Annotated in this window: 16 protein-coding genes and 1 tRNA gene; 11 read left to right on the top strand and 6 right to left on the bottom strand. The window is 56.4% G+C overall.

The features are described from left to right. Positions 1–33: 33 nt before the first annotated feature. From WB650_RS21680 to WB650_RS21660, 5 genes are read left to right on the top strand one after another with little or no spacing between them, the layout of a single operon-like run. Entirely contained in the window at positions 34–1,251 is a 1,218-nt protein-coding gene (locus tag WB650_RS21680) for an outer membrane lipoprotein-sorting protein (RefSeq protein WP_422306080.1), read from the top strand. A 27-nt stretch (positions 1,252–1,278) separates the two neighbouring features. Beyond that, positions 1,279–2,442 (top strand): aromatic ring-hydroxylating oxygenase subunit alpha, encoded by a 1,164-nt coding sequence (locus WB650_RS21675; protein ID WP_422306082.1) that lies wholly within the window; start codon positions 1,279–1,281, stop codon positions 2,440–2,442. A gap of 19 nt (positions 2,443–2,461) precedes the next feature. Beyond that, complete coding sequence (locus WB650_RS21670; protein WP_423962010.1) at positions 2,462–2,794, top strand: hypothetical protein; 333 nt, start codon at positions 2,462–2,464, stop codon at positions 2,792–2,794. Between the two features lie 48 nt (positions 2,795–2,842). Next, a complete protein-coding gene (locus tag WB650_RS21665; protein WP_422303725.1) occupies positions 2,843–3,604 on the top strand; it encodes an SDR family NAD(P)-dependent oxidoreductase in 762 nt (253 codons plus the stop codon). 47 nt (positions 3,605–3,651) lie between these two features. Then, the gene (locus WB650_RS21660; RefSeq protein WP_422303724.1) at positions 3,652–4,440 is read left to right on the top strand and encodes a DUF3891 family protein; all 789 of its coding nucleotides are present in this window, start codon (positions 3,652–3,654) and stop codon (positions 4,438–4,440) included. Positions 4,441–4,524: 84 nt separating this feature from the next. Here the strand turns inward: WB650_RS21660 and WB650_RS21655 are convergent, their stop codons facing one another. Next, positions 4,525–5,556 (bottom strand): uroporphyrinogen decarboxylase family protein, encoded by a 1,032-nt coding sequence (locus tag WB650_RS21655; RefSeq protein ID WP_422303726.1) that lies wholly within the window; start codon positions 5,554–5,556, stop codon positions 4,525–4,527. 122 nt (positions 5,557–5,678) lie between these two features. Here WB650_RS21655 and WB650_RS21650 point away from each other — a divergent pair, with 122 nt between their 5' ends. Both WB650_RS21650 and WB650_RS21645 read left to right on the top strand, forming a co-directional pair. Then, a complete protein-coding gene (locus tag WB650_RS21650; protein WP_422303723.1) occupies positions 5,679–6,989 on the top strand; it encodes an NtaA/DmoA family FMN-dependent monooxygenase in 1,311 nt (436 codons plus the stop codon). 23 nt (positions 6,990–7,012) lie between these two features. Further along, positions 7,013–7,765: a maleate cis-trans isomerase family protein gene (locus WB650_RS21645; protein WP_422303722.1), complete on the top strand. Its 753-nt coding sequence runs from the start codon at positions 7,013–7,015 to the stop codon at positions 7,763–7,765. Between the two features lie 32 nt (positions 7,766–7,797). Here the strand turns inward: WB650_RS21645 and WB650_RS21640 are convergent, their stop codons facing one another. Beyond that, positions 7,798–9,090, bottom strand: coding sequence for a dihydrolipoamide acetyltransferase family protein (locus WB650_RS21640; RefSeq protein WP_422303721.1), 1,293 nt, complete (start codon positions 9,088–9,090; stop codon positions 7,798–7,800). A gap of 3 nt (positions 9,091–9,093) precedes the next feature. Continuing rightward, the gene (locus tag WB650_RS21635) at positions 9,094–11,484 is read right to left on the bottom strand and encodes a 1-deoxy-D-xylulose-5-phosphate synthase N-terminal domain-containing protein (RefSeq protein WP_423962007.1); all 2,391 of its coding nucleotides are present in this window, start codon (positions 11,482–11,484) and stop codon (positions 9,094–9,096) included. A gap of 127 nt (positions 11,485–11,611) precedes the next feature. Here WB650_RS21635 and WB650_RS21630 point away from each other — a divergent pair, with 127 nt between their 5' ends. After that, positions 11,612–12,079 carry an Lrp/AsnC family transcriptional regulator gene (locus WB650_RS21630; protein WP_422303719.1) on the top strand — a complete coding sequence of 156 codons (468 nt, stop codon included), beginning with the start codon at positions 11,612–11,614 and terminating at the stop codon, positions 12,077–12,079. A 75-nt stretch (positions 12,080–12,154) separates the two neighbouring features. On the opposite strand, the gene WB650_RS21625 is transcribed toward WB650_RS21630, so the two are convergent. Beyond that, entirely contained in the window at positions 12,155–12,547 is a 393-nt protein-coding gene (locus WB650_RS21625; protein ID WP_423962005.1) for a RidA family protein, read from the bottom strand. Between the two features lie 466 nt (positions 12,548–13,013). Here WB650_RS21625 and WB650_RS21620 point away from each other — a divergent pair, with 466 nt between their 5' ends. Further along, the gene (locus WB650_RS21620) at positions 13,014–13,391 is read left to right on the top strand and encodes a hypothetical protein (RefSeq protein ID WP_422303716.1); all 378 of its coding nucleotides are present in this window, start codon (positions 13,014–13,016) and stop codon (positions 13,389–13,391) included. 859 nt (positions 13,392–14,250) lie between these two features. Next, positions 14,251–14,346: transfer RNA gene (locus WB650_RS21615), tRNA-Sec, on the top strand. Between the two features lie 92 nt (positions 14,347–14,438). Here WB650_RS21615 and WB650_RS21610 read toward each other — a convergent pair. Next, the gene (locus tag WB650_RS21610; protein WP_423962003.1) at positions 14,439–15,974 is read right to left on the bottom strand and encodes a hypothetical protein; all 1,536 of its coding nucleotides are present in this window, start codon (positions 15,972–15,974) and stop codon (positions 14,439–14,441) included. Between the two features lie 496 nt (positions 15,975–16,470). Here WB650_RS21610 and WB650_RS21605 point away from each other — a divergent pair, with 496 nt between their 5' ends. Further along, complete coding sequence (locus WB650_RS21605; protein ID WP_423962001.1) at positions 16,471–17,529, top strand: hypothetical protein; 1,059 nt, start codon at positions 16,471–16,473, stop codon at positions 17,527–17,529. 240 nt (positions 17,530–17,769) lie between these two features. Here WB650_RS21605 and WB650_RS21600 read toward each other — a convergent pair whose 3' ends face one another. Further along, positions 17,770–18,096 (bottom strand): hypothetical protein, encoded by a 327-nt coding sequence (locus tag WB650_RS21600; RefSeq protein ID WP_423962000.1) that lies wholly within the window; start codon positions 18,094–18,096, stop codon positions 17,770–17,772. Between the last annotated feature and the right edge of the window lie 241 nt (positions 18,097–18,337).

Here is an 18,337-nt window from a genome sequence, read left to right as displayed (position 1 = left end):
AATGAGATGGCGAGCACAAGGAGAACAGTAGAGATGCGGCGACTAATTTCAGCAATCAGTCTATTCGCGCTGATCTGCGTGACCGGAACGGGCTACGCAGCGGACACGACTGCGAATGCGGCTCCCGTCTCGACCGCACCGGTCGAGGTCCCCAAAATGATCGCGGGCAAGCCTTACAGCATCACACCGGGATCCAAGCCGGGTACCTATCTCGTGAAATGGGGCGACGATTCTTTTACCTGGGAAGCAAAGCCCTGGTACGAGGACACTCTCAAAAAGCAGGGGCCCGCCTACTATGCTCAGTGGACATCGGGAAAGCCGTTCCCGTTCGACGTTCCGATCGACAAGCGGGACAAGCTCGACCCCGACGATCTGATGGATCGATGCATCGCATGGTCGTACTATGGTCCCTACTACCAGGGTGAAGCCGACATGTGGAACAACCTGGTTGTCGAGCCAAATGGAAACCTGCGCGAGACCGAACACTTCATGGAGATCGCCATGGCCTTTGTTGGCGGAACCAACCAGGAGTACCTGCCGGCCAGCCAGCGAGGAGTAGTGTCGCACATCTATGAATGGATCGCGATTGACCCCGAGGAAGTGCGCGGACAGTCTGGTATAACCACAGACTTCTTCGGACGCGACCAGCACCCGCAAGATACCTGGTACACGCCGACGGTGCGCAAGGTGCGGCGATTGGCAGGTGCTGTTTCAAAGCAATTCTTCCCGGGCACCATCTTTCGCTACGAGGACGTCTCGCACGTGAGAGCGTTGCCGGACTTGAATTACAAAATTGTAGGATACGAACTTTTCAAAGCCGATCCGTCGGTACATGGCAACGGTCCCAATGACTATCCGGATGTCAAGCGAGTCGACATGGCTGGCGATGTTGCAGTGATACTCGAAATCACGCCGAAACCCGACGTTAGCTGGTGGTACGCCAAGCGCCGGATAAAGTGCGGGCTGCAGAGCCTCACCGCCATGGAAAGCGAGGAGTACGACGAGAAGGGCGCAGTGCAGCGGCATGTGGTGCACGGCCTTATTACAGGGTCAGAGGGCAAAATGCCCGACGGCAGCCCCGCTCCCGATTGGTACCAGGTCTGGGGCTCGCTGTTCGTGGACGATAAGAAGAGCGGATTCAGGGGCGACGCGTGGTTGACGCAACTGCAATTCGACCCCGGGCTGCCGACTTCGATTTTCACCAATGATACGCTGGTCCGTGAACCACGCAAACTTGGCTTCTGGAAATAGGCGGTTCGTTAGCTGCGGAGGGTACTTATGAAGACCGTTTTAGAGAATCATCGTTGGGTCAAAGACAACCTTGATTTGGGTACGGGACCGGTGCCTGTCGAGCCTTGTACCTCCGAAGAATTCTACGAGCTTGAGCGGGACCGAATATTCCGCAGGATGTGGCTGAACGTTGCGCGGGACGAGGATCTCCCGCACAACGGCGACTACCTTGTAAAGAATATTGAGGTCAATAAAACTTCGGTTTTGCTCGTGCGCGGGCAGGACGGAAAGGTCAGGGCATTCAACAACGTCTGTAAGCATCGCGGCAACCGGCTAGCCTGGGAAGACAAGGGTCACTGTCACGGCATGTTCGTGTGCAGATTCCATGCTTGGGCCTATGACCAGCAGGGCAAGCTCAAACATGTGTCGGATGAGGCGAATTTTTACGAGCTCGACAAAGCAAAGCTCGGTCTGAAACCTATCGCGGCCGACGTGTGGGAGGGATTCATCTTCATCAATCTGGATCCTAATCCTTCCGAGACTCTGCACGAATATCTGGGCGGATTGCCCGAGCAGCTGAAAGGCTATCCGTTTGAAGCACAGCCGCGCATCTTTACATACAACATAGACGAGAAAACCAATTGGAAGGTCCTGCTGGATGCGCAAAACGAGATCTATCACCTGCCGTTTCTGCACAAGCGCAGCTTTCCGGTTTTCGGCCCTCGCAATGCTCTGCACTTCACGAGGACTCTCGCCTTCAAGCGCTTCGGCCGGCACACGGTTTACGCGGTAGAAGAGGAGGCTGTCGAGAGGCCTACTGAGCTGGAGAAAGTCATCGACAAGCTGGTCCCTGCGACTGGCAAGCTTCCCCAGATGATGGGCTGGTTCGATTTCTACACGATTTTCCCGAATTTCTGCGTCCTGTTCCTGGGCCAGAGCTATCTCACTTACAATATGTGGCCCGAGGGCGTCGATCGTACGCATTGGGAGATAAACCTGTACGGTCCGCCGCCGAGGAATCCGGCCGAGCGGTTCGGGATCGAATACCGGGTTACCCGCCTTCGAGACCTATGGCAGGAGGATGCGAGTAATCACGAAGAAATTCAGTCGAGCCTGAACACCGGAGCTATCACTCATTTTCAGCTCCAGGATGAAGAAATTCAGATTAGGCACTTTCACAAGATGGTTCGAGACGAGGTCGCGCGGGGTTGACTGCGTGTAGCGTTGGGACATGGATGCTCAATTACCTAAAGAGTTCGCCGAATTGGAACGGTTCAGTGAGTGGGTTCTGCCCACTAGTGGTGAGCGGAATAAGAAGCGTGTGACTTCGACGATGCCAGAGCTCAAAGCTTTTTACGATGCAATGATGAAGCACATCGATCGAATCGTTGAGTACTTCAAGCAGTTTTCCATGGAGGAAATGCCGCAGGACACCAAGCGCTTGCTGTACATGACTATGTCGCTCGTCGAAGTGTCGCATGCTGTCGAGCTATACGGTCAGCCAACGGTGATTGGCGGAATGGATTCACTTCGCTTTAAGGTCGTGTACGAACCAAAACCTTAATCACAAAGCTATTGCTTTGAAAGCAGCGTTCATTTCGGAGAAGTACTCATGCAGTTAGGATTGGAAAACAAGGTCGCGCTGGTCACCGGCGGTGCGACCGGCATCGGCCGGGCGGTCGCGCTCGAGCTTGCGAAGGAAAAAGCGCGCGTGGTTTTGGCCGATGTCAACCAGGACGCTTGCGCGTCGACCTGCGAAGCGATTAAGAAATCAGGCGCCGAAGCCGTTTGGCAAAAAGTTGACGTATCGAGCGATCGCGCGGTGAAAGACCTGGTTGATTTCGCGGTGAGTAAGTTCGGCGGTCTCGACCTGGCAGTCAATAGTGCGGGAATTCAGGGTGAACTCGCGTCTACGGTCGACTGCTCGGAAGAAAACTGGGATCGTATCATCGGCACCAACCTGAAGGGCGTGTGGCTCTGCATGAAATATGAAATTGCAGCGGTACTTCGCCGTGGCGGTGGATCAATAGTTAATATATCGTCGAACTTCGGGTTGGTAGGTTCATCGCGGATGCCGGCATACTCGGCCAGCAAGCATGGGGTCGTCGGTTTGACCAAGACCGCGGCGATAGAATTTGCTTCGTCGAAAGTCCGCGTCAATGCGGTGTGTCCAGGTCCTGTCGATACTCCCCTGGTGCAGGCGATTGTGAAAGGTGAGCCCGGGATAGTTGAGGCAATCAACAGCCGCGTCCCGATAGGCCGGATGGGTTCGCCTGAGGAGCTCGCAGAAGCTATAGTCTGGCTCAGTTCGGATCGCGCGTCGTTTGTCGCAGGTGCCGTTCTTTCTGTGGATGGTGGTTACGTCGCTCAATAGGTTGTTCGAAAACGGCCTGTCATGAAGGCAAAGGTCTCATAAGTGCCATGATATTACGTGGAAACCGCGAAAATAAGAGTGTTCTGGTAGCGCAGACCGATCATTCTCAGTTGGTAGGTCAAATGGCCTCTCACTGGGGAAACAATCTATTTGATTCCCCCAAGCCATATGACTCAGTGGTCCGCGGAGCGATCTATCACGACTACGCATGGCTGCTGTACGAAACCTCGCCCCGGATAGATCCCAGCTCGCATCAGCCGTATGGCTTCCTTCAGCTTCCGCTGGGAAAATCGCAGCTTGCCGCTTATCAGTGGCTGCTCGATTGGATGAACAACCAGGATCCGTACTCTGCGCTCCTCATGAGCAGGCATCGTACCGGACTATGGAAGGCGAGGTACGAGACGATCAAATACCCGAAGGGATACAACCTTTCGAAGCCGTCGCCCGAGATCGCGGAATTCATCGAGAGGAACGAGCAATGGCAGGAAAAAATCAAGGCCGGCTTCGACGCCGATACCTTTGACTTCAACTACCGGCTATTGCAGGTATGGGATCTCCTGGGACTCTACTTTTGCTGCCATGAAGTCGGCGAAGACTATATTGATCCCGTACCCGTCTCGTACAGCAAGGCTCCCAAGGAAGGCGTCCGCATGAAGATGACGCCCTTGAGTACGACCAAAGTAAAGTTTGACCCATATCCCTTCGACGTGAATCCGGTCAAAATCCAGCTTCGGTACAAGTTGGTCGAACCCGGGCCATTTGAAGACGACCTGGCCTTTCGCAAGGCCTATTTCCAGGCCGCCAATGAGCTCATAGAGTACGAACTGTCGTCCTGAATCTGAGACTGCAAACAGACGTGGCAGGCGTTGAAGGAGCAATCTCAACGCCCGCTTCGTCTCATCTTTCTCGATTGAGCGATCCTAGCGAGCGAATTCGGCGCGGACAATATCAGCGCCGTCGACCATCGCCTTCATTTTCCCGAACGCGACCTCTCGCGGCAGGTATTTGAGCCCGCAATCCGGCGCGACGATAACCCGGTCTGGACTTACGAAGGGCAGGGCGCGTCTGATCCGGTTCGCCACTATCTCGGGCGTTTCAACCGTATTGTTGGATAGGTCTAGCACGCCCAGAATAATCGTCTTACCCGTCAGCTTCGAAAGGACCGAACAGTCCAGCGAGGATTGACCCGTCTCGATCGATATTTGATGCGCGCGGGATTCTGCGAGTTCTGGCAGGAAAGAATAACCTGATGGCCGCTCGTGGATGATCGCCGCATAACCGAAGCAGATATGAACGGCGGTGCGGCCCTCGACACCGTCCAGCGCCCGATTGAGCGCCTTCAGTCCGTACTGGCGCGCCTTCTCCGGACGGGCTTGCATGTAGGGCTCATCTATCTGCACGAAATCAGCACCCGCGGCGAACAGATCCTTGATCTCCTCGTTGACCGCAGATGCGTATGCCATGGCCAGGGCTTCCTCGCCCTCATAGAAGTCATTCTGGGCTTGCTGGCACATGGTGAAGGGTCCGGGCACTGTCATCTTGATAAGTCTGTCCGTATTAGCCCGGAGGAATTGTGTGTCACGCACTTCGACCGGATGCTTACGCCGGATAGGACCGACCACCCGCGGCACCGGGTTGGGGTGTCCGCTGCGGTCAAGCGCTGAGCCCGGATTGTCGATGTCCACGCCTTCAAGCGCGGTTGCAAAGCGATTGGAGTAGCTTTCCCGCCGCATCTCGCCATCGGTGACTATGTCCAGTCCCGCGCGTTCCTGATCGCGAATGGCGAGCAGCGTGGCGTCGTCTTGTGCCTGATCGAGCCACTCGGGTGCGACGCGCCAGAGATCCCTCACACGCACGCGTGGCGGAAAGCGGCCAGCCAGCTTCTGGCGGTCGATCAGCCAATCCGGCTGGGGATAAGAACCTACTAACGATGTTGGGAATATTGCAGTCATTTTCTTCAACTCACCTTGGCCTTAATTAGCAGGATGTGATAAAATTTTCCATCGTAAAAATGACGTTAAGCCTTTCAAACCTTATTGATATCTAAGACATGCCATTGTAGCGGAGGACGAAAATGTCGGTAAAACCCTTCCATATGGGCTGGTTCATGGAATTCTCCCCGGACGAATGGAATGGACCTTTCGGCGGCGGAGGTTCCCCCTGGAGCGGTGAGTTTTACGTCGAGATGGCGCAAGCCTTGGAGCGGGCCTGCTTCGACCTGATCATGGCTGCTGACACACTTATGGTGTCCGAAGCCTACGGCGGATCCATGGAGACCTATCTCAAGCATGCCTTGCTGGTGCCGCAGCATGACCCGGCTCCGCTCGCGGCGCTCATGGCATCGGCGACGAGTCATCTGGGCATAGCCATTACTCTTTCAACAATGGGTTACCCTCCGTTCCTGCTGGCCCGACTATGCAGGACTCTGGACCATATCTCGCACGGGAGATTCGCCTGGAACATCGTCACCACCGCGGAGAACCATGCCGCGCAGAATTTCGGGCTGGATAAGCTACCGGACCGCCAGCTCCGCTACGACATGGCGGACGAGTATATGGAGCTGGTCTGCCAGCTTTTCGATTCATGGGAACCGGGCGCGATCGTCATGGATAGGGAAACGGACGTCTATGCGGACTATAAGAAGGTTCACCCGATTAACTATAAGGGGAAGTTTTTCAGTTCGCGCGGTCCGTTGAACACTGCTCCGTCGCCTTACGGCCGAACTGTCTTCCTGCAGGCAGGAGGTTCGCCGCGAGGACGAACCTTCGCTGCCAAGTATGCTGATTGCATTATCGCGATCGGCGCCGGCGTTGAGGGAATGAAGAGCTATCGCGACGACGTACTTGCCCGGGCTGCCGAGGCTGGCCGGAATCCCAATGATATCAAGGTGCTCTTTTGCGTCACTCCTACATTGGGCGATACTGAGGAGGAGGCGCAGGCGAAACATCAACGCATGATCACTAATCCATCGTTTATCGAGCAGAGCCTGGCGTTCATCGCGGGGATCACCGACATCGATTTTTCGAAGTTCGACCTGGACAAGGAACTGCCTCATCTTACTACCAACGGCGAGCAGGGCTCACTCGATATGTTCGCGCAGTGGGGTAGTGGCAAGAAGCTACGGCAGTTGGTGATAGAGGCCTCCGGCGGACTGCTCGCCTCAGTCGAGCTGGTAGGTACGCCGGATAAGGTAGCGGAAAGGATGGGAGAGGTGATGCGCGAGGTCGGTGGTGACGGCTATCTGATAACGTCTCCCTCTATGAAGATCAGCCGCAGATATGTCTCCGAGATTACCGATGAACTCGTCCCTGCCCTTCAGAGACGTGGCCTCGTCCGCACCAAGTATACGAAAACGACGCTACGCGACACACTCAAGGAATTCTAATCGTCTCCGCGCGTCGAATGACTATGCCTAAAATATTTCGGATCGGTCAGATTGTCCCCAGCTCCAATGTCACTATGGAGACGGAGATCCCGGCGATGCTCATTAGGCGCCAGGCGATAGCTCCCGAGCGATTCACGTTTCACTCGAGCCGGATGCGAATGCGACGAGTGGTCAAGGAAGAGCTCGCCGCGATGGACGCCGAGTCCGAGCGCTGCGCGACGGAGCTTTCGGACGCGCGCGTTGACGTTCTCGGATACGCCTGCCTGGTCGCGATCATGAGCATGGGTCATGGCTACCACCGCGTATCGGAGCGACGGCTGCATCAGCGGACCATCGACAACGGCGCGCCGGCGCCTGTCGTGACCAGTGCGGGTGCTCTCATAGCGGGATTGCATGCACTCGGCGCAAAAAGGATCGCGCTAGTAGCACCTTACATGAAGCCTTTGACGAAACTGGTGGTTGATTATTTGGAGAGCGAAGGCCTAAGCGTTGCTGGACACGTCGCACTCGAGATTCCCGACAATCTCGAGGTAGCGGCGCACGACCCAATGCGGCTCGTTGAGATTTACAAACGCCTGGACCTCAAAGGTGTCGACGCGCTGGTGCTGTCGGCATGCGTCCAGATGCCATCGCTCGCCGCGATTCCGCACGTCGAAGCGGAATGTGGAATTCCAGTGGTCTCCGCGGCGATTTGCACGACTTGGCAGATGCTGCAAGTGCTAGGACTCGACGCGAACGTGCCACACGCCGGTGCGCTTCTCTCGGGGAAATATTAGAAGAGTGCTCCAGTTACAGCTCACGTTCAGCCCTAGAGGATCATCCGCGCGGGATCTTCCATGAACTGCTTGAAATCGCGCAGGAACTCGGCCCCCTGCGCGCCATCGATTGCGCGATGGTCGCCCGAAAAAGTCGCGGTCATCATTTTTGCCGCAACTACGGCCCCATCACGAATCACGGGGCAATCGCGTGATGCGCCAATGCCAAGAACGCCGCTCTGCCCTGGTGTGATGATCGGAAAGACAGTGTCGACGCCGAACATCCCTAGATTCGAAATGGTGAAAGTGCCGCCTGCGATGTCCCGAGGCGTGAGTTGGCCGTTCCGCGCGCGGTTGATGAGTTCTTCCAGCTCGCTTGCGATTTCGAGCAAGGTCTTCTGATCGGGCCTTTTGATAACTGGCGCCACCAGTCCACCAGGAGCCGCTACGCCGACGGCGATATTTGTTTCGCGCATTACCAGATGGTTCGGTTTCCAGTCGGAATTGACCGCAGGCACGCGGCGAATCGCTGATGCCACTGCCTTGATCGTTAAGCTTGTAAGTGTGAGTCGGATAGGAAGTTTTTCGTGGTTGAGCCGCTCCAGGAGTTGGGTTACCGAGCTGACATCACATTCGATAGTCAGGTAGAAGTGCGGTATCTTCTGCTTCGATTCTGTCATCCGCGCCGCGATAACCTTACGGATTACATTGTGCCTGACCAGGTGCCCACCGCCAGTTTGCACTCCTGCGGACGTCTTACCGACGTCCCACGGACGCTTTTGCATACCCAGCGCTTGCTCGATTTGAGCCCTTGTCACATCACCGGCAGAGCTATCCACTGACGCCAGATCTATACCCGTGATCCTGGCCATAGCTCTCGCGAGAGGTGTCGCGCCGATCGAGCGAGTGGGCGCTTGCTTCACTGATGCCGGATCGATTGTCGCGGTCTCGGTCGACGTGGCCGACAGGTCAACGCTCATCGTCTCCGCCGGCTCTTCCGATAATTGCTGAGGTACCGAAGCAGATCGACTTACATCAGCTCTCATAGGAGGCCGTTCCGCCTTAGGAACTGCCGGTCTAGGTTCGACCGAAGCTTCCTCCGATGTTCCCGATTCGATCACGGCGAGCAGCTCGCCCACGGGGATGTTTTCGGTACCTTCCGGAATCAGGATACGATGCATTATGCCCCCGGCGGGGGCCTCGAGCTCAACCGTTGCCTTGTCCGTTTCGACCTCGGCTATCACCTCGCCCGCAGCGACCTTCTCGCCGGCCTGCTTTATCCATCGCACGAGAGTTGCTGACTCCATCGTGTCGGACATTTTCTCGAGGCGGATTTCGATTGGCATGAATCAGCCGCTCCGCTGCCAGCCGGCGACGTCCAGACAGGCGCGCGCTACGGACTCGACAATTGCGTCGGAGTCTATTCGATACTCATGGTATAGGTCTTGAATATCGCCTGACTGGCCGAAGCGTGTAACTCCTAGCGGGTGGACTCGATGTCCCCGCACACTGCCAACCCACGAAAGGGCAAGTGGATGGCCGTCGATCACCGTAACGATCTGCGCGTCAGGAGAGAGCGGCGCCAGCAACTTCTGTATCTGTGTTTGAGCACCACGTCGGCCGTGCTCGGAGTCGTGCGCGTTCCACTCCGCGTAAAGGCGATCGGGCGAGGTTACGATTGCCAGGCCGATCTCAGGCGTTTCTTCGCGAATTGCTTCGAATGCCGCAATCGTCTCGGTGGCTACTGAACCGCAACAAACGATCGCGAGTTGAGCGCCGTTGTGTGGAGGCACCAGCCAATACCCGCCGGCGAGTATCGCCTCACGAAGCTCGTCGCTCATCTCGCGTTCGGGTTGAACTACCGGACGTGTCGATAGGCGCAGATATACGGACCTTCCATCTTTGTCGTGAAGTTGCTGGATACTCCAATTCATTATCGCTGCGAGTTCGTCTGCATAGGCGGGCTCAAATGAAAGAAGCTGCGGTTGTCCGATTCCTATGAGCGGCGTTGTTATCGCCTGATGTGCGCCGCCCTCCGGCGCGAGAGTTATACCGGAAGGTGTGCCGACTAGTATGAATCGCGCGTCCTGGTAACATCCGTAGTTCAGCGCGTCGAGCCCTCGAGCAATGAACGTGTCGTAGATTGTCCCTATCGGAAAGAGTTCTACACCGAATATTGGCCCTGCCAGGCCTAGAGCCGCGAGCTGCAAGAATAGGTTGCTCTCGGCGATGCCCAGCTCGATATGCTGTCCTTCGGGAGAGACCAGCGAACGCTGAGTTGCCGGCAAGCCTAGCTCTTTGAAGACATCGCCACGAGGGCGAGTGCCGAACATGTGCTTTCGATTCACCCACCCGCCGAGATTCGTCGAGATCATCACGTCCGGTGAGGTTGTGACGATTCTTTCCGCCAGCTCTGGTTGCGACCGCGGAATCTCGGTCAAGATGCGCCCGAACGCTTCCTGGGTGGACGTCCGTTTACCGGGCGGAGTCTGAATCTGCCCGGAAATCCGGGTTCGTGGCGCCACATGATCCCGTTCTCCACAGGTTGCAAGCGGACGGGTACGAATATATTCACGGAGCTCCGCTTCGCGCTTATCCAATGCACTGAAGGGCTCCCACTCCGCGCCTTCGGGAATGTTGAGCGACTTCTGCAGCGTCCGGATTTGATCCACCGTCATGAGGCCGGAATGGTTTTCCTTATGCCCGGCGAATGGGAGACCATAACCCTTGATCGTATAAGCGATGAAACAGCACGGCCGGTCGTCTTCTACTGATTGAAATGCTTCGGTCAGGCATCCCATGTCGTGGCCTCCGAGATTCGTCATCAGCTTGGCCAGAGACTCATCGTCGTAGTTCGAAAGCAGTCCTTGAAGACCCCGCGCGTGTCCTATATCGGCGAGCAATCGCTCACGCCACGACGCGCCACTGGCGTAGACGAGTGCCGAATACACATCGTTGGGGCAGGAATCGAGCCACTTCCGCAGCGCAGCGCCACCCGGTCTGGAGAACGCCTGTTCCAATTGCCGTCCATACTTAAGCGTTTGAACATTCCACCCCAGCGAGCGGAACACACCTTCGATCCTGTTGTACAGTTCATCGTCCAGGATTCGATCGAGACTCTGCCGGTTGTAATCGATTATCCACCAGACGTTGCGGACGTCATGCTTCCATCCTTCGAGCATCGCCTCGAAGACATTGCCTTCGTCGAATTCGGCGTCGCCCATGATCGCGACCATCCTGGCCGGAGGCTTATCTACCGTCACCAACGACTTGGCGCGAACATACTCTTGCGCGAGCGCCGCAAAGATAGTTATTCCGGCGCCTAGCCCCTCCGAGCCGGTGGAGAAGTCGACATTGTCGTGATCCTTCGTCCTGGAGGGATAGCTCTGCGCTCCCCCCAATGCCCGAAACATCTCCAGGCGTTCTCGAGTCTGATTGCCAAGCAGGTACTGAATCGCATGAAAGGCGGGGCTGGCGTGCGGTTTTACGGCGACCCTATCCTGTGGATTGAGGATTTCGAGGAACAACGCCGTCATCAGGCTGACTGACGAAGCCGACGACGCCTGGTGACCTCCGACCTTCAGGCCGTCCCGCTTGGGTCGGATATGATTCGCATTATGGACAATCCAGCTCGACAACCATAACACCTGCTTTTCCATAGCGGTGAGGTAGTCCAGCATCCGTTCATCGATCGCAGGAGTAGCGCGGGCGACCGCCAGCTTTTTCTCGCTCTGAATCATCATACTACTGCGGTTCAGGAAATCAGCAGGCGACCGGTCGTGTCAAGGTCGAATCATTGCGAATATGCCTCTGACTCGGGTAGATTTAGCAACATTATTTCAATTCAGGCCCCACCGGACGAGGAAAATGCCAAAACGGGAACTCGATTCGATCGACAGGAAGATTCTGTGTGTACTTCAGGAAAACGCCGCCATTCCCAATGTCGACCTGGCGCGAAGAGTCGGCTTGTCGCCGTCGCCATGCCTTCGTCGCGTGAATCAGCTCGAAGAGAGCGGCGTAATCAGACGACGAGTGACTCTCGTTGAGCCTGCCGCAGTCGGCCTGGGCGTGAGCGTTTTCGTGCAGGTGACTCTGGAGAAACAGGCCGCGAACGCCCTTAGAGTCTTCGAAAAGACGGTTCTCCAGCGTCCGGAAGTGATGGAATGCTACCTGATGACGGGCGACGCGGACTATCTGCTGCGTGTCGTTGTACCCGACATCACAGCCTTTGAGAAATTCGTTCTCGATCAACTCACGCGAATAGCCAGCGTAGCGCGCGTGCGATCAAGCTTCGCTCTCAAGCAGGTAAAATATACAACCACGCTTCCTATCTGAAAACATAGGATACCGGGGGATGATTCGCTCAACGAACCATCCCCCGGTATAGATTTTGGCCGAGCTTGCTTATGACTAAGGAAGTACTGCCGTTACCTTGATTTCAACCAGTGCGCCCGGCAGTCCAAGCTCTGTGATTCCAATCGCGGTCCACGTCGGGTAGGGATACTTGAGGTAGTTGTCCTTCACCTTCACGAACGTATCCAGATGTTCTCGTAGATCAACATGATACGATACCACCTCGACCACATCGGCGAATGACGCCCCCGCTTCTGCCAGCGTCTCCTTCAACAACTCGAACGCCTGCTTGAATTGCGTCGCAGGATCTTTCGCCGGTACCATGTCCGGGCCGTAACCAATCTGTCCAGAGCAGAAGAGCCGCTTCCCATCTTTGACGGCTCCTGAATAGTGATAGGTGTCGTGAATCTCCTGCATTGAGGCAGGGACAACTACGTCGCTCTTCTTCATGATAACTCCTCGATTTGGCTGGGTGGGCATCAGTGTGAGACTGCTATAGCCCTTGTGAATTTTAAGTTCTCTACCAAAAGCATACATAGACCAAGTTCAAGTCGTGGGCAAGGCTCACCTTGTCGATACCTTGGATAGGTATCATCAACAAGGGCTATGCTACGCGGCCCTTGGACAATGAATTCACCGCGCGCGCGGCGACGCCATCAGAGCTATCGGGGCCGTAGTACAAATTGTTGGTCCTAAGATACGGCATTTCGTAAAAATCGCCGCGTGTCTAACGAATCCTCGTAGGCCGATGGATTTTCCTGTCGGCGCCTCCAATTCGATCCCGAGTCCGCGCAGCGCAATCAAAAGCGAGTCGAACTTGTGATCGGGATCGACATCGAGCACCAGTCCCAGCGCAGCGTCGGTCAGGTGAAACTCCAGAAGCCCGTCGGGGCCTTGCGACAGCGGCAATGATGCGTTGAACGGAATCGAAGTTCTTTTGTTTCCGGGCGGCTGCGCGAATCCGACTGCCGGTGGACTGATACTCGGGCTGGCGCCGTTCATGGTGCACACAGTCAATCACGTAAGCTACGGGACGTTCTTCGGCTCCACTTCTACCGGAACCGAGGCGGCACGAATAGTTCAGATTTCGCCAACTCCTGCCGGGGCTTGCGGCGAATGGAGCATCAACATAGAGGTGTCGGGGATTAACGCGCCTTTGTTTGTGAGCAATTCGCTTGGCTTGATCATCGAGGACCTCGACGGCAACGCCGAGTGCTTCGATATCGACAACGCAATCATCGGCAATCAGATCCCGACGCCGCCGAAGACGATGCGCCGCCGGGTCCGGCGCTAGGCGCGATAGAGACATGTCTTAGGGCGGGATCGTAGATTTCGCCGGCCTGGGCTGGCACCATTCTCCGCACAGGGCCGGCAGCGGGCTGGCGTCGGTTCGCTAAAACTGCCGATGCCTCGGCGGCGAATAAGCCGCCAAATTCGCGGGCAATCTTGCGATGGAAAGGGAAGTAGGGGAGGTTCATCCACTTCGCTCCACCATTCAGTCCGCTGGTTACCGCACATCTGAGAGAATCGCTGGAAATCCGCGCCTGCGCGTGCGTTTTGCGATCACCGATGGAACTAGAGAAGGTCTACTGCTGCGCTAATCGTTGGAATCCGCCAAAACCTATCCGCGCGGGATTTGCGTGGTTCCATCTTATTTGTGGCACCAGCCCGCGACCGATCAGCCGATGCTCATCGTCAGCTGGGCGACCTCGTTCGCGTTCAACTCGCGCAGATTGCGTTGGAGGAACGCAAACTGCGGCGGGTGATCGCGTGGTTGTTTCACCGCGACGGTCGGGCCGATTCCTTACGGCACGCTCTATGACGCTTGGTGCGAAGCTGCGAAAGCTGCAGACTTTCCCGGAAAGCTGATGCATGATTTCAGACGAACAGCGGCCACGCGGCTGGATTCGACGCCGGGCATTTCGCGCTCGGTCGCTATGACGCTGCTCTCGGACACAAGACGAACATCATGTTTCGCAGGTATATTCAGACTCATGACGAACGCTTAGTAGAGGCCGCAAACGCGCACCGGCAAAGCACCGAGCGTCCGAAATGGCCAATGGTTCTCGCAAACACAACGGCACCAAACCCGAAGCAGAACCACCTTCAACTGCTATGCGATAAGAGGAAAAACTGCCACAAAATCATAGCTTGGAGGAGGAAGGGGCCCGGTGGCCCCACCGGTCTTCAAAACCGGCTTGGCGGCTAATATTGTTGCCGGAGGGTTCGACTCCCTCCCCCCTCCGCCACCACAATCTGATCACCGCGAGGTGCCGATCACACTACCTATTTCGCGGATACGCGAAGCTTACTACAGGCTCGTCAGTTTCGAGCTTGCGTGTCAGCGGCCGTTAGGAACCGGATTTCGGTTAGACATGTTGACGTTCGGATCCTGGTTCGGCGGCAGTATCGGCATCTGCAGCGTCTTCAGAAAAGTTACTACCGCCAACTGATCGGAATTTGATAGCGCCTCGAACTGACTCTCCGAGTTCGTCGCTTCACCGCCGTGAGCAGTGATTGCCGCGTAGATAGTATCGAGATCGCCGCGATGACCCCACGGCCCCGAATTTCCCGTATCCCAAAGCTTAGCGGTCAGGAACTGATTGCCCGGAATCGCGTAATTACTATCGGACGCCTGCAACGGTGAGGCGGGCTCATTGCAGTAGTGGGGCTTGTTGCTGTCGCAGATCACGTGGCGCTTCAAATCGGTATATGCCGCGACTGAATTCCCGCGGATTCCCGTCTGGGACAGGTTGAAGCAATACGACTGCGAGGTGTCGTTGAAAGTCCCCGCCAGGTTTTGTGGATCAGGATCGCAAAACTGGCTGCTCTTGAGCGGAAGCGACGGTATATGGCATCCGGTGCATCCAACCTCGTTGAATACATGGGCTCCATGAACCGCCGTCGCCCGATCGATGCCTTGGGTCGAGACTATAGGTGCTGGCAACGCGGCCTGAAATATCGTCACAGCCGTGATGTCGCCGATAAGGAGTTCGTTGTCCACGCCGTCCTCGTCGGGATCGGTGCCGACGCCAAAGCGCTCGACCGCCTGCATCCCGTGATGCTGATTCATCGCCGTCACCGTAAATTCGCGCAGCGACCGGAACGCACCCTTGCGCGAAAACGGCTTTATCACCAGATCGGGATCGACGCCGACTACCGCGTCGGTATTTACGCTACCGTCCGGATTGGCGGTTAGCGCGCCAAATGAAACACCCTTGCTGAGCAGGTTCACGGTGACACTTGCTCCGGATGCCTCGGCGCTGGTGATAGCGCTCTGCTGCTCGGCCTGCAGATCAGTCGTCATCTCGCGCCCAAGCATCTCGATCGCACCGGAGCCAAACATCCCCAGCGTGTTTCGTTCGAGCCAGGTATTGCTGAAATCCTCATTGAGTATAATCCGCGAAACCGGATCGGCTGCCTGCGCCAGGACGAACACATTGGCGACAAAATCTCCCGCGCCGCCAGGCTGGGGCTGAGAGTGACATCCGGCGCACGAGCTCGTTTCGGGCGCCGAAACCCGGGTGAAGCGCGGTCCCATAGCCGGGTCTGGAGTACGCTCAGCGCCGGTACCGGTGGTGGCGGGACGTCCCGCTCCGTCGCAAGCGTTGAAATTGGTGATGAAGGTCTGCTGGCCTATGGCAAAGACCCGGTTCAGCGGCATGTTCAGGATCGTCGCCTGACCATAATGCTGCGGCATCGCCGGCGTATCGTTAAGTCCCGGCGGACAAGTGCGCACGAAGTCACTTAAGTCAGGTCCTTTCTCCATGTGGGCGGAGATGGCTTCGTTCGGCGGAATCGCGAGAGGTTGAGCGATTGCGGAGAACGGGAACCCGAGCAGGCATAGTGCCGCTATGGCTAAAGAAGTGCGGAGCATGAGGGCCCTCCCAAGCGCTACGTACTTGCGAGACAGACGACGCGGTGTGGCGGCCGAGACTATTATCCGTCCGCTCACTCGGGTCTCGGAATACGAGCAAACAATGTGCCTGAATATTGCTCCCGATCTTTTAGCCCAACCTCATCAGGATTTGGATTTGGTAGCGATCTACGACGAGAAATTTTTACTCAGTCGTCGGAAACACGTTCCATCGCTGTGAAAATCTGACACGGACGGATCCCGTTATATTGAACGTCATCCTTATCGACTCGCGTTCAAAAATTCCTAGCCTCGGTGGTTGAAGCGTTTCTAAAATTTTTATTGCTACGCATTGGAGGAGCGTCGGGACAACGCTTTGACTGTCTGAATCATCCCTACACCCGGCGCTTTGCCGACTTTACCCGCCCCTGCGGCGCTTCATCTTACGGAGGAAACCTTGAAGCACCATCGACTCAACCTCGGTAACACTCTCGGTATGTCTCGGATTAACTGCCTGATGGCAGTACTGGCGGGCCTGTTGCTCGCGGCCGGCAGCGCAGCTGCGCAAACTGGTCTCTGGGTCGCCAACGAAAATTCCTCGACGCTCGCGGAATTTCAAAGCACCCTCAAAGGCGGCTCACAGTCCCCTAATGGCCTCATAAAGGACAGCAATGACCTGGCCGGGGCCTCGACCATCGCGTTCGATCAGAACGAGAATCTTTGGGTGACAAACTTCAACGCCAATACGATCACCGAGTTCCCGCATTCAGAATGGGAAACGGACGCAGTAGAAAAGCATTCGCATCCTGCCGCCTCCGTCACCATCTCCGAGGACGCCGGAGGCAATCTGGACGGCCCGGAAGGAATTGTTTTCGACTCGTCAGAAAACATGTGGGTGGGTGCGGAGGACGGAAAAGTGATCCTCGAATACACGCCCGCGCAATATGTGGCCAGCGGCAATCCAACTCCCAATGTGATCCTCAACGCAGACAGCTTCAAGTTCAGCTCGCCCTCCCACCTGGCCTTCGATGCGTCCGGCAATCTATGGGTGGTCGACGAGAACCGGGCTAACGGTCAGGGCGGCAACGGTGAAATTTTCAGGTACGACAAGGACCAAATCACGGCGCTGACGTCCGGAAATCAAAACATCGATCCAGTTTTTGGAATCGCGCTGCCGGAGTTTGTACACCTTGAAACCATCGCATTCGACGGCAGCGGCAACCTCTGGGAGGCGGATCAGCAGGGCAACAACCTTTACCAGTTCTCCGCGAGCCAACTGACCGGAACGGGACTCTCGCAGAATCTCACCCCGGCGGCAGTGTTGAGCGCAACCCACCACAAGGGCGATTGCGACCAAACCCTCGATGGTCCTTACGGTCTTGCGGTCGATGGCTCGGGCGATCTGTTTGTGGCCAACGTCCGCGTCCACGGAGGTTGTCGCGGTAGCCTGGCGGAGTTTTCTGCCGGATCGATCGAATCGAGCGGCAGCCCCAAGCCCGAAGTATTCATCACCACGGACGGAAAGCGTAACAGCATCGATGCTCCAAACGCTCTGACCTTCGGTCCCGGGCTTTGAGGCTGAAGTCGTCGCAGACGGGGAATAGGCCCCCGCCGATCTTCAAAACCGGCTTGGCGGCTTTGAGACTCTTTTGCCGAATACCTCGCGAGTCGCAACTCACCACATTCGATGTCTGACAAGTGAAGCCTGGAACCTGCCAAAAGACAAAAAAACACCGGGCCGGCGAGCGCACTATCGCCGGCCCGGACTGGCCGACGGGATCGATTGCGTCAGCCAATTCTCTCAAGCTTTCTTTTGTTAGTGCAATCCAGGAGGCGTCGCGACTGCCGCGTCAACGTCGCTTTGCGGAACATCTTGACCCTTCTTCAGCTTGGCCATCACGCCGTTGATCTGCTTAATCTGTCGATCCAGATCGGCCTGCGCATGTGGGTCTTGTGAAGATTTGCTGCGCATGAACCTGAAGCGTTTCTTAGCGTCCGCCAACGTCTTCATCGCTGTATCTTTGTCTGCCATCGCGCTGGGCGCGGCTGCCTCTGGAGCGGGTTGCGCATACGACACTCCAAATTGGACGGGACCGCTCATCCCGGCCATCACCAATAACGCTACGATCGCGGTTTTCCGCATGTTCTCCCTCCCCATAGGCGACCGAAAAGGCCGCGCGAGTCGGTATCTGCGCAAATGTAGGTTACCGGCGCATTAATGGAAAATTGACGTGAGATGAATTAGCGGTTTAGATGTGGTAGGCGCTCGCTTTGCACCCGCGCCTATCATCCACGGCTCGGCTTGCCTCGTGCGAGAGCATAGTTCATTCTCTTGTTGAACTATGTAGTTCGATAGATGAACTGACCAGATTAGGAGATTCGCC

This window comes from Binatus sp. (SeqCode) (assembly GCF_049584895.1).
Lineage (GTDB): Bacteria > Desulfobacterota > Binatia > Binatales > Binataceae > Binatus.
This window is presented reverse-complemented; position numbering and strand designations above follow the sequence as displayed.

Bases quoted from the DNA above. Each gene is read 5' to 3' on its own strand.
- WB650_RS21635 (WP_423962007.1), bottom strand. From the start codon at position 11,484: ATGATTCAGAGCGAGAAAAAGCTGGCGGTCGCCCGCGCTACTCCTGCG.
- WB650_RS21680 (WP_422306080.1), top strand. From the start codon at position 34: ATGCGGCGACTAATTTCAGCAATCAGTCTATTCGCGCTGATCTGCGTG.
- WB650_RS21605 (WP_423962001.1), top strand. From the start codon at position 16,471: ATGGCAGTACTGGCGGGCCTGTTGCTCGCGGCCGGCAGCGCAGCTGCG.
- WB650_RS21655 (WP_422303726.1), bottom strand. From the start codon at position 5,556: ATGACTGCAATATTCCCAACATCGTTAGTAGGTTCTTATCCCCAGCCG.
- WB650_RS21645 (WP_422303722.1), top strand. From the start codon at position 7,013: ATGCCTAAAATATTTCGGATCGGTCAGATTGTCCCCAGCTCCAATGTC.
- WB650_RS21600 (WP_423962000.1), bottom strand. From the start codon at position 18,096: ATGCGGAAAACCGCGATCGTAGCGTTATTGGTGATGGCCGGGATGAGC.
- WB650_RS21675 (WP_422306082.1), top strand. From the start codon at position 1,279: ATGAAGACCGTTTTAGAGAATCATCGTTGGGTCAAAGACAACCTTGAT.
- WB650_RS21640 (WP_422303721.1), bottom strand. From the start codon at position 9,090: ATGCCAATCGAAATCCGCCTCGAGAAAATGTCCGACACGATGGAGTCA.
- WB650_RS21665 (WP_422303725.1), top strand. From the start codon at position 2,843: ATGCAGTTAGGATTGGAAAACAAGGTCGCGCTGGTCACCGGCGGTGCG.
- WB650_RS21670 (WP_423962010.1), top strand. From the start codon at position 2,462: ATGGATGCTCAATTACCTAAAGAGTTCGCCGAATTGGAACGGTTCAGT.
- WB650_RS21625 (WP_423962005.1), bottom strand. From the start codon at position 12,547: ATGAAGAAGAGCGACGTAGTTGTCCCTGCCTCAATGCAGGAGATTCAC.
- WB650_RS21610 (WP_423962003.1), bottom strand. From the start codon at position 15,974: ATGCTCCGCACTTCTTTAGCCATAGCGGCACTATGCCTGCTCGGGTTC.
- WB650_RS21630 (WP_422303719.1), top strand. From the start codon at position 11,612: ATGCCAAAACGGGAACTCGATTCGATCGACAGGAAGATTCTGTGTGTA.
- WB650_RS21650 (WP_422303723.1), top strand. From the start codon at position 5,679: ATGTCGGTAAAACCCTTCCATATGGGCTGGTTCATGGAATTCTCCCCG.
- WB650_RS21660 (WP_422303724.1), top strand. From the start codon at position 3,652: ATGATATTACGTGGAAACCGCGAAAATAAGAGTGTTCTGGTAGCGCAG.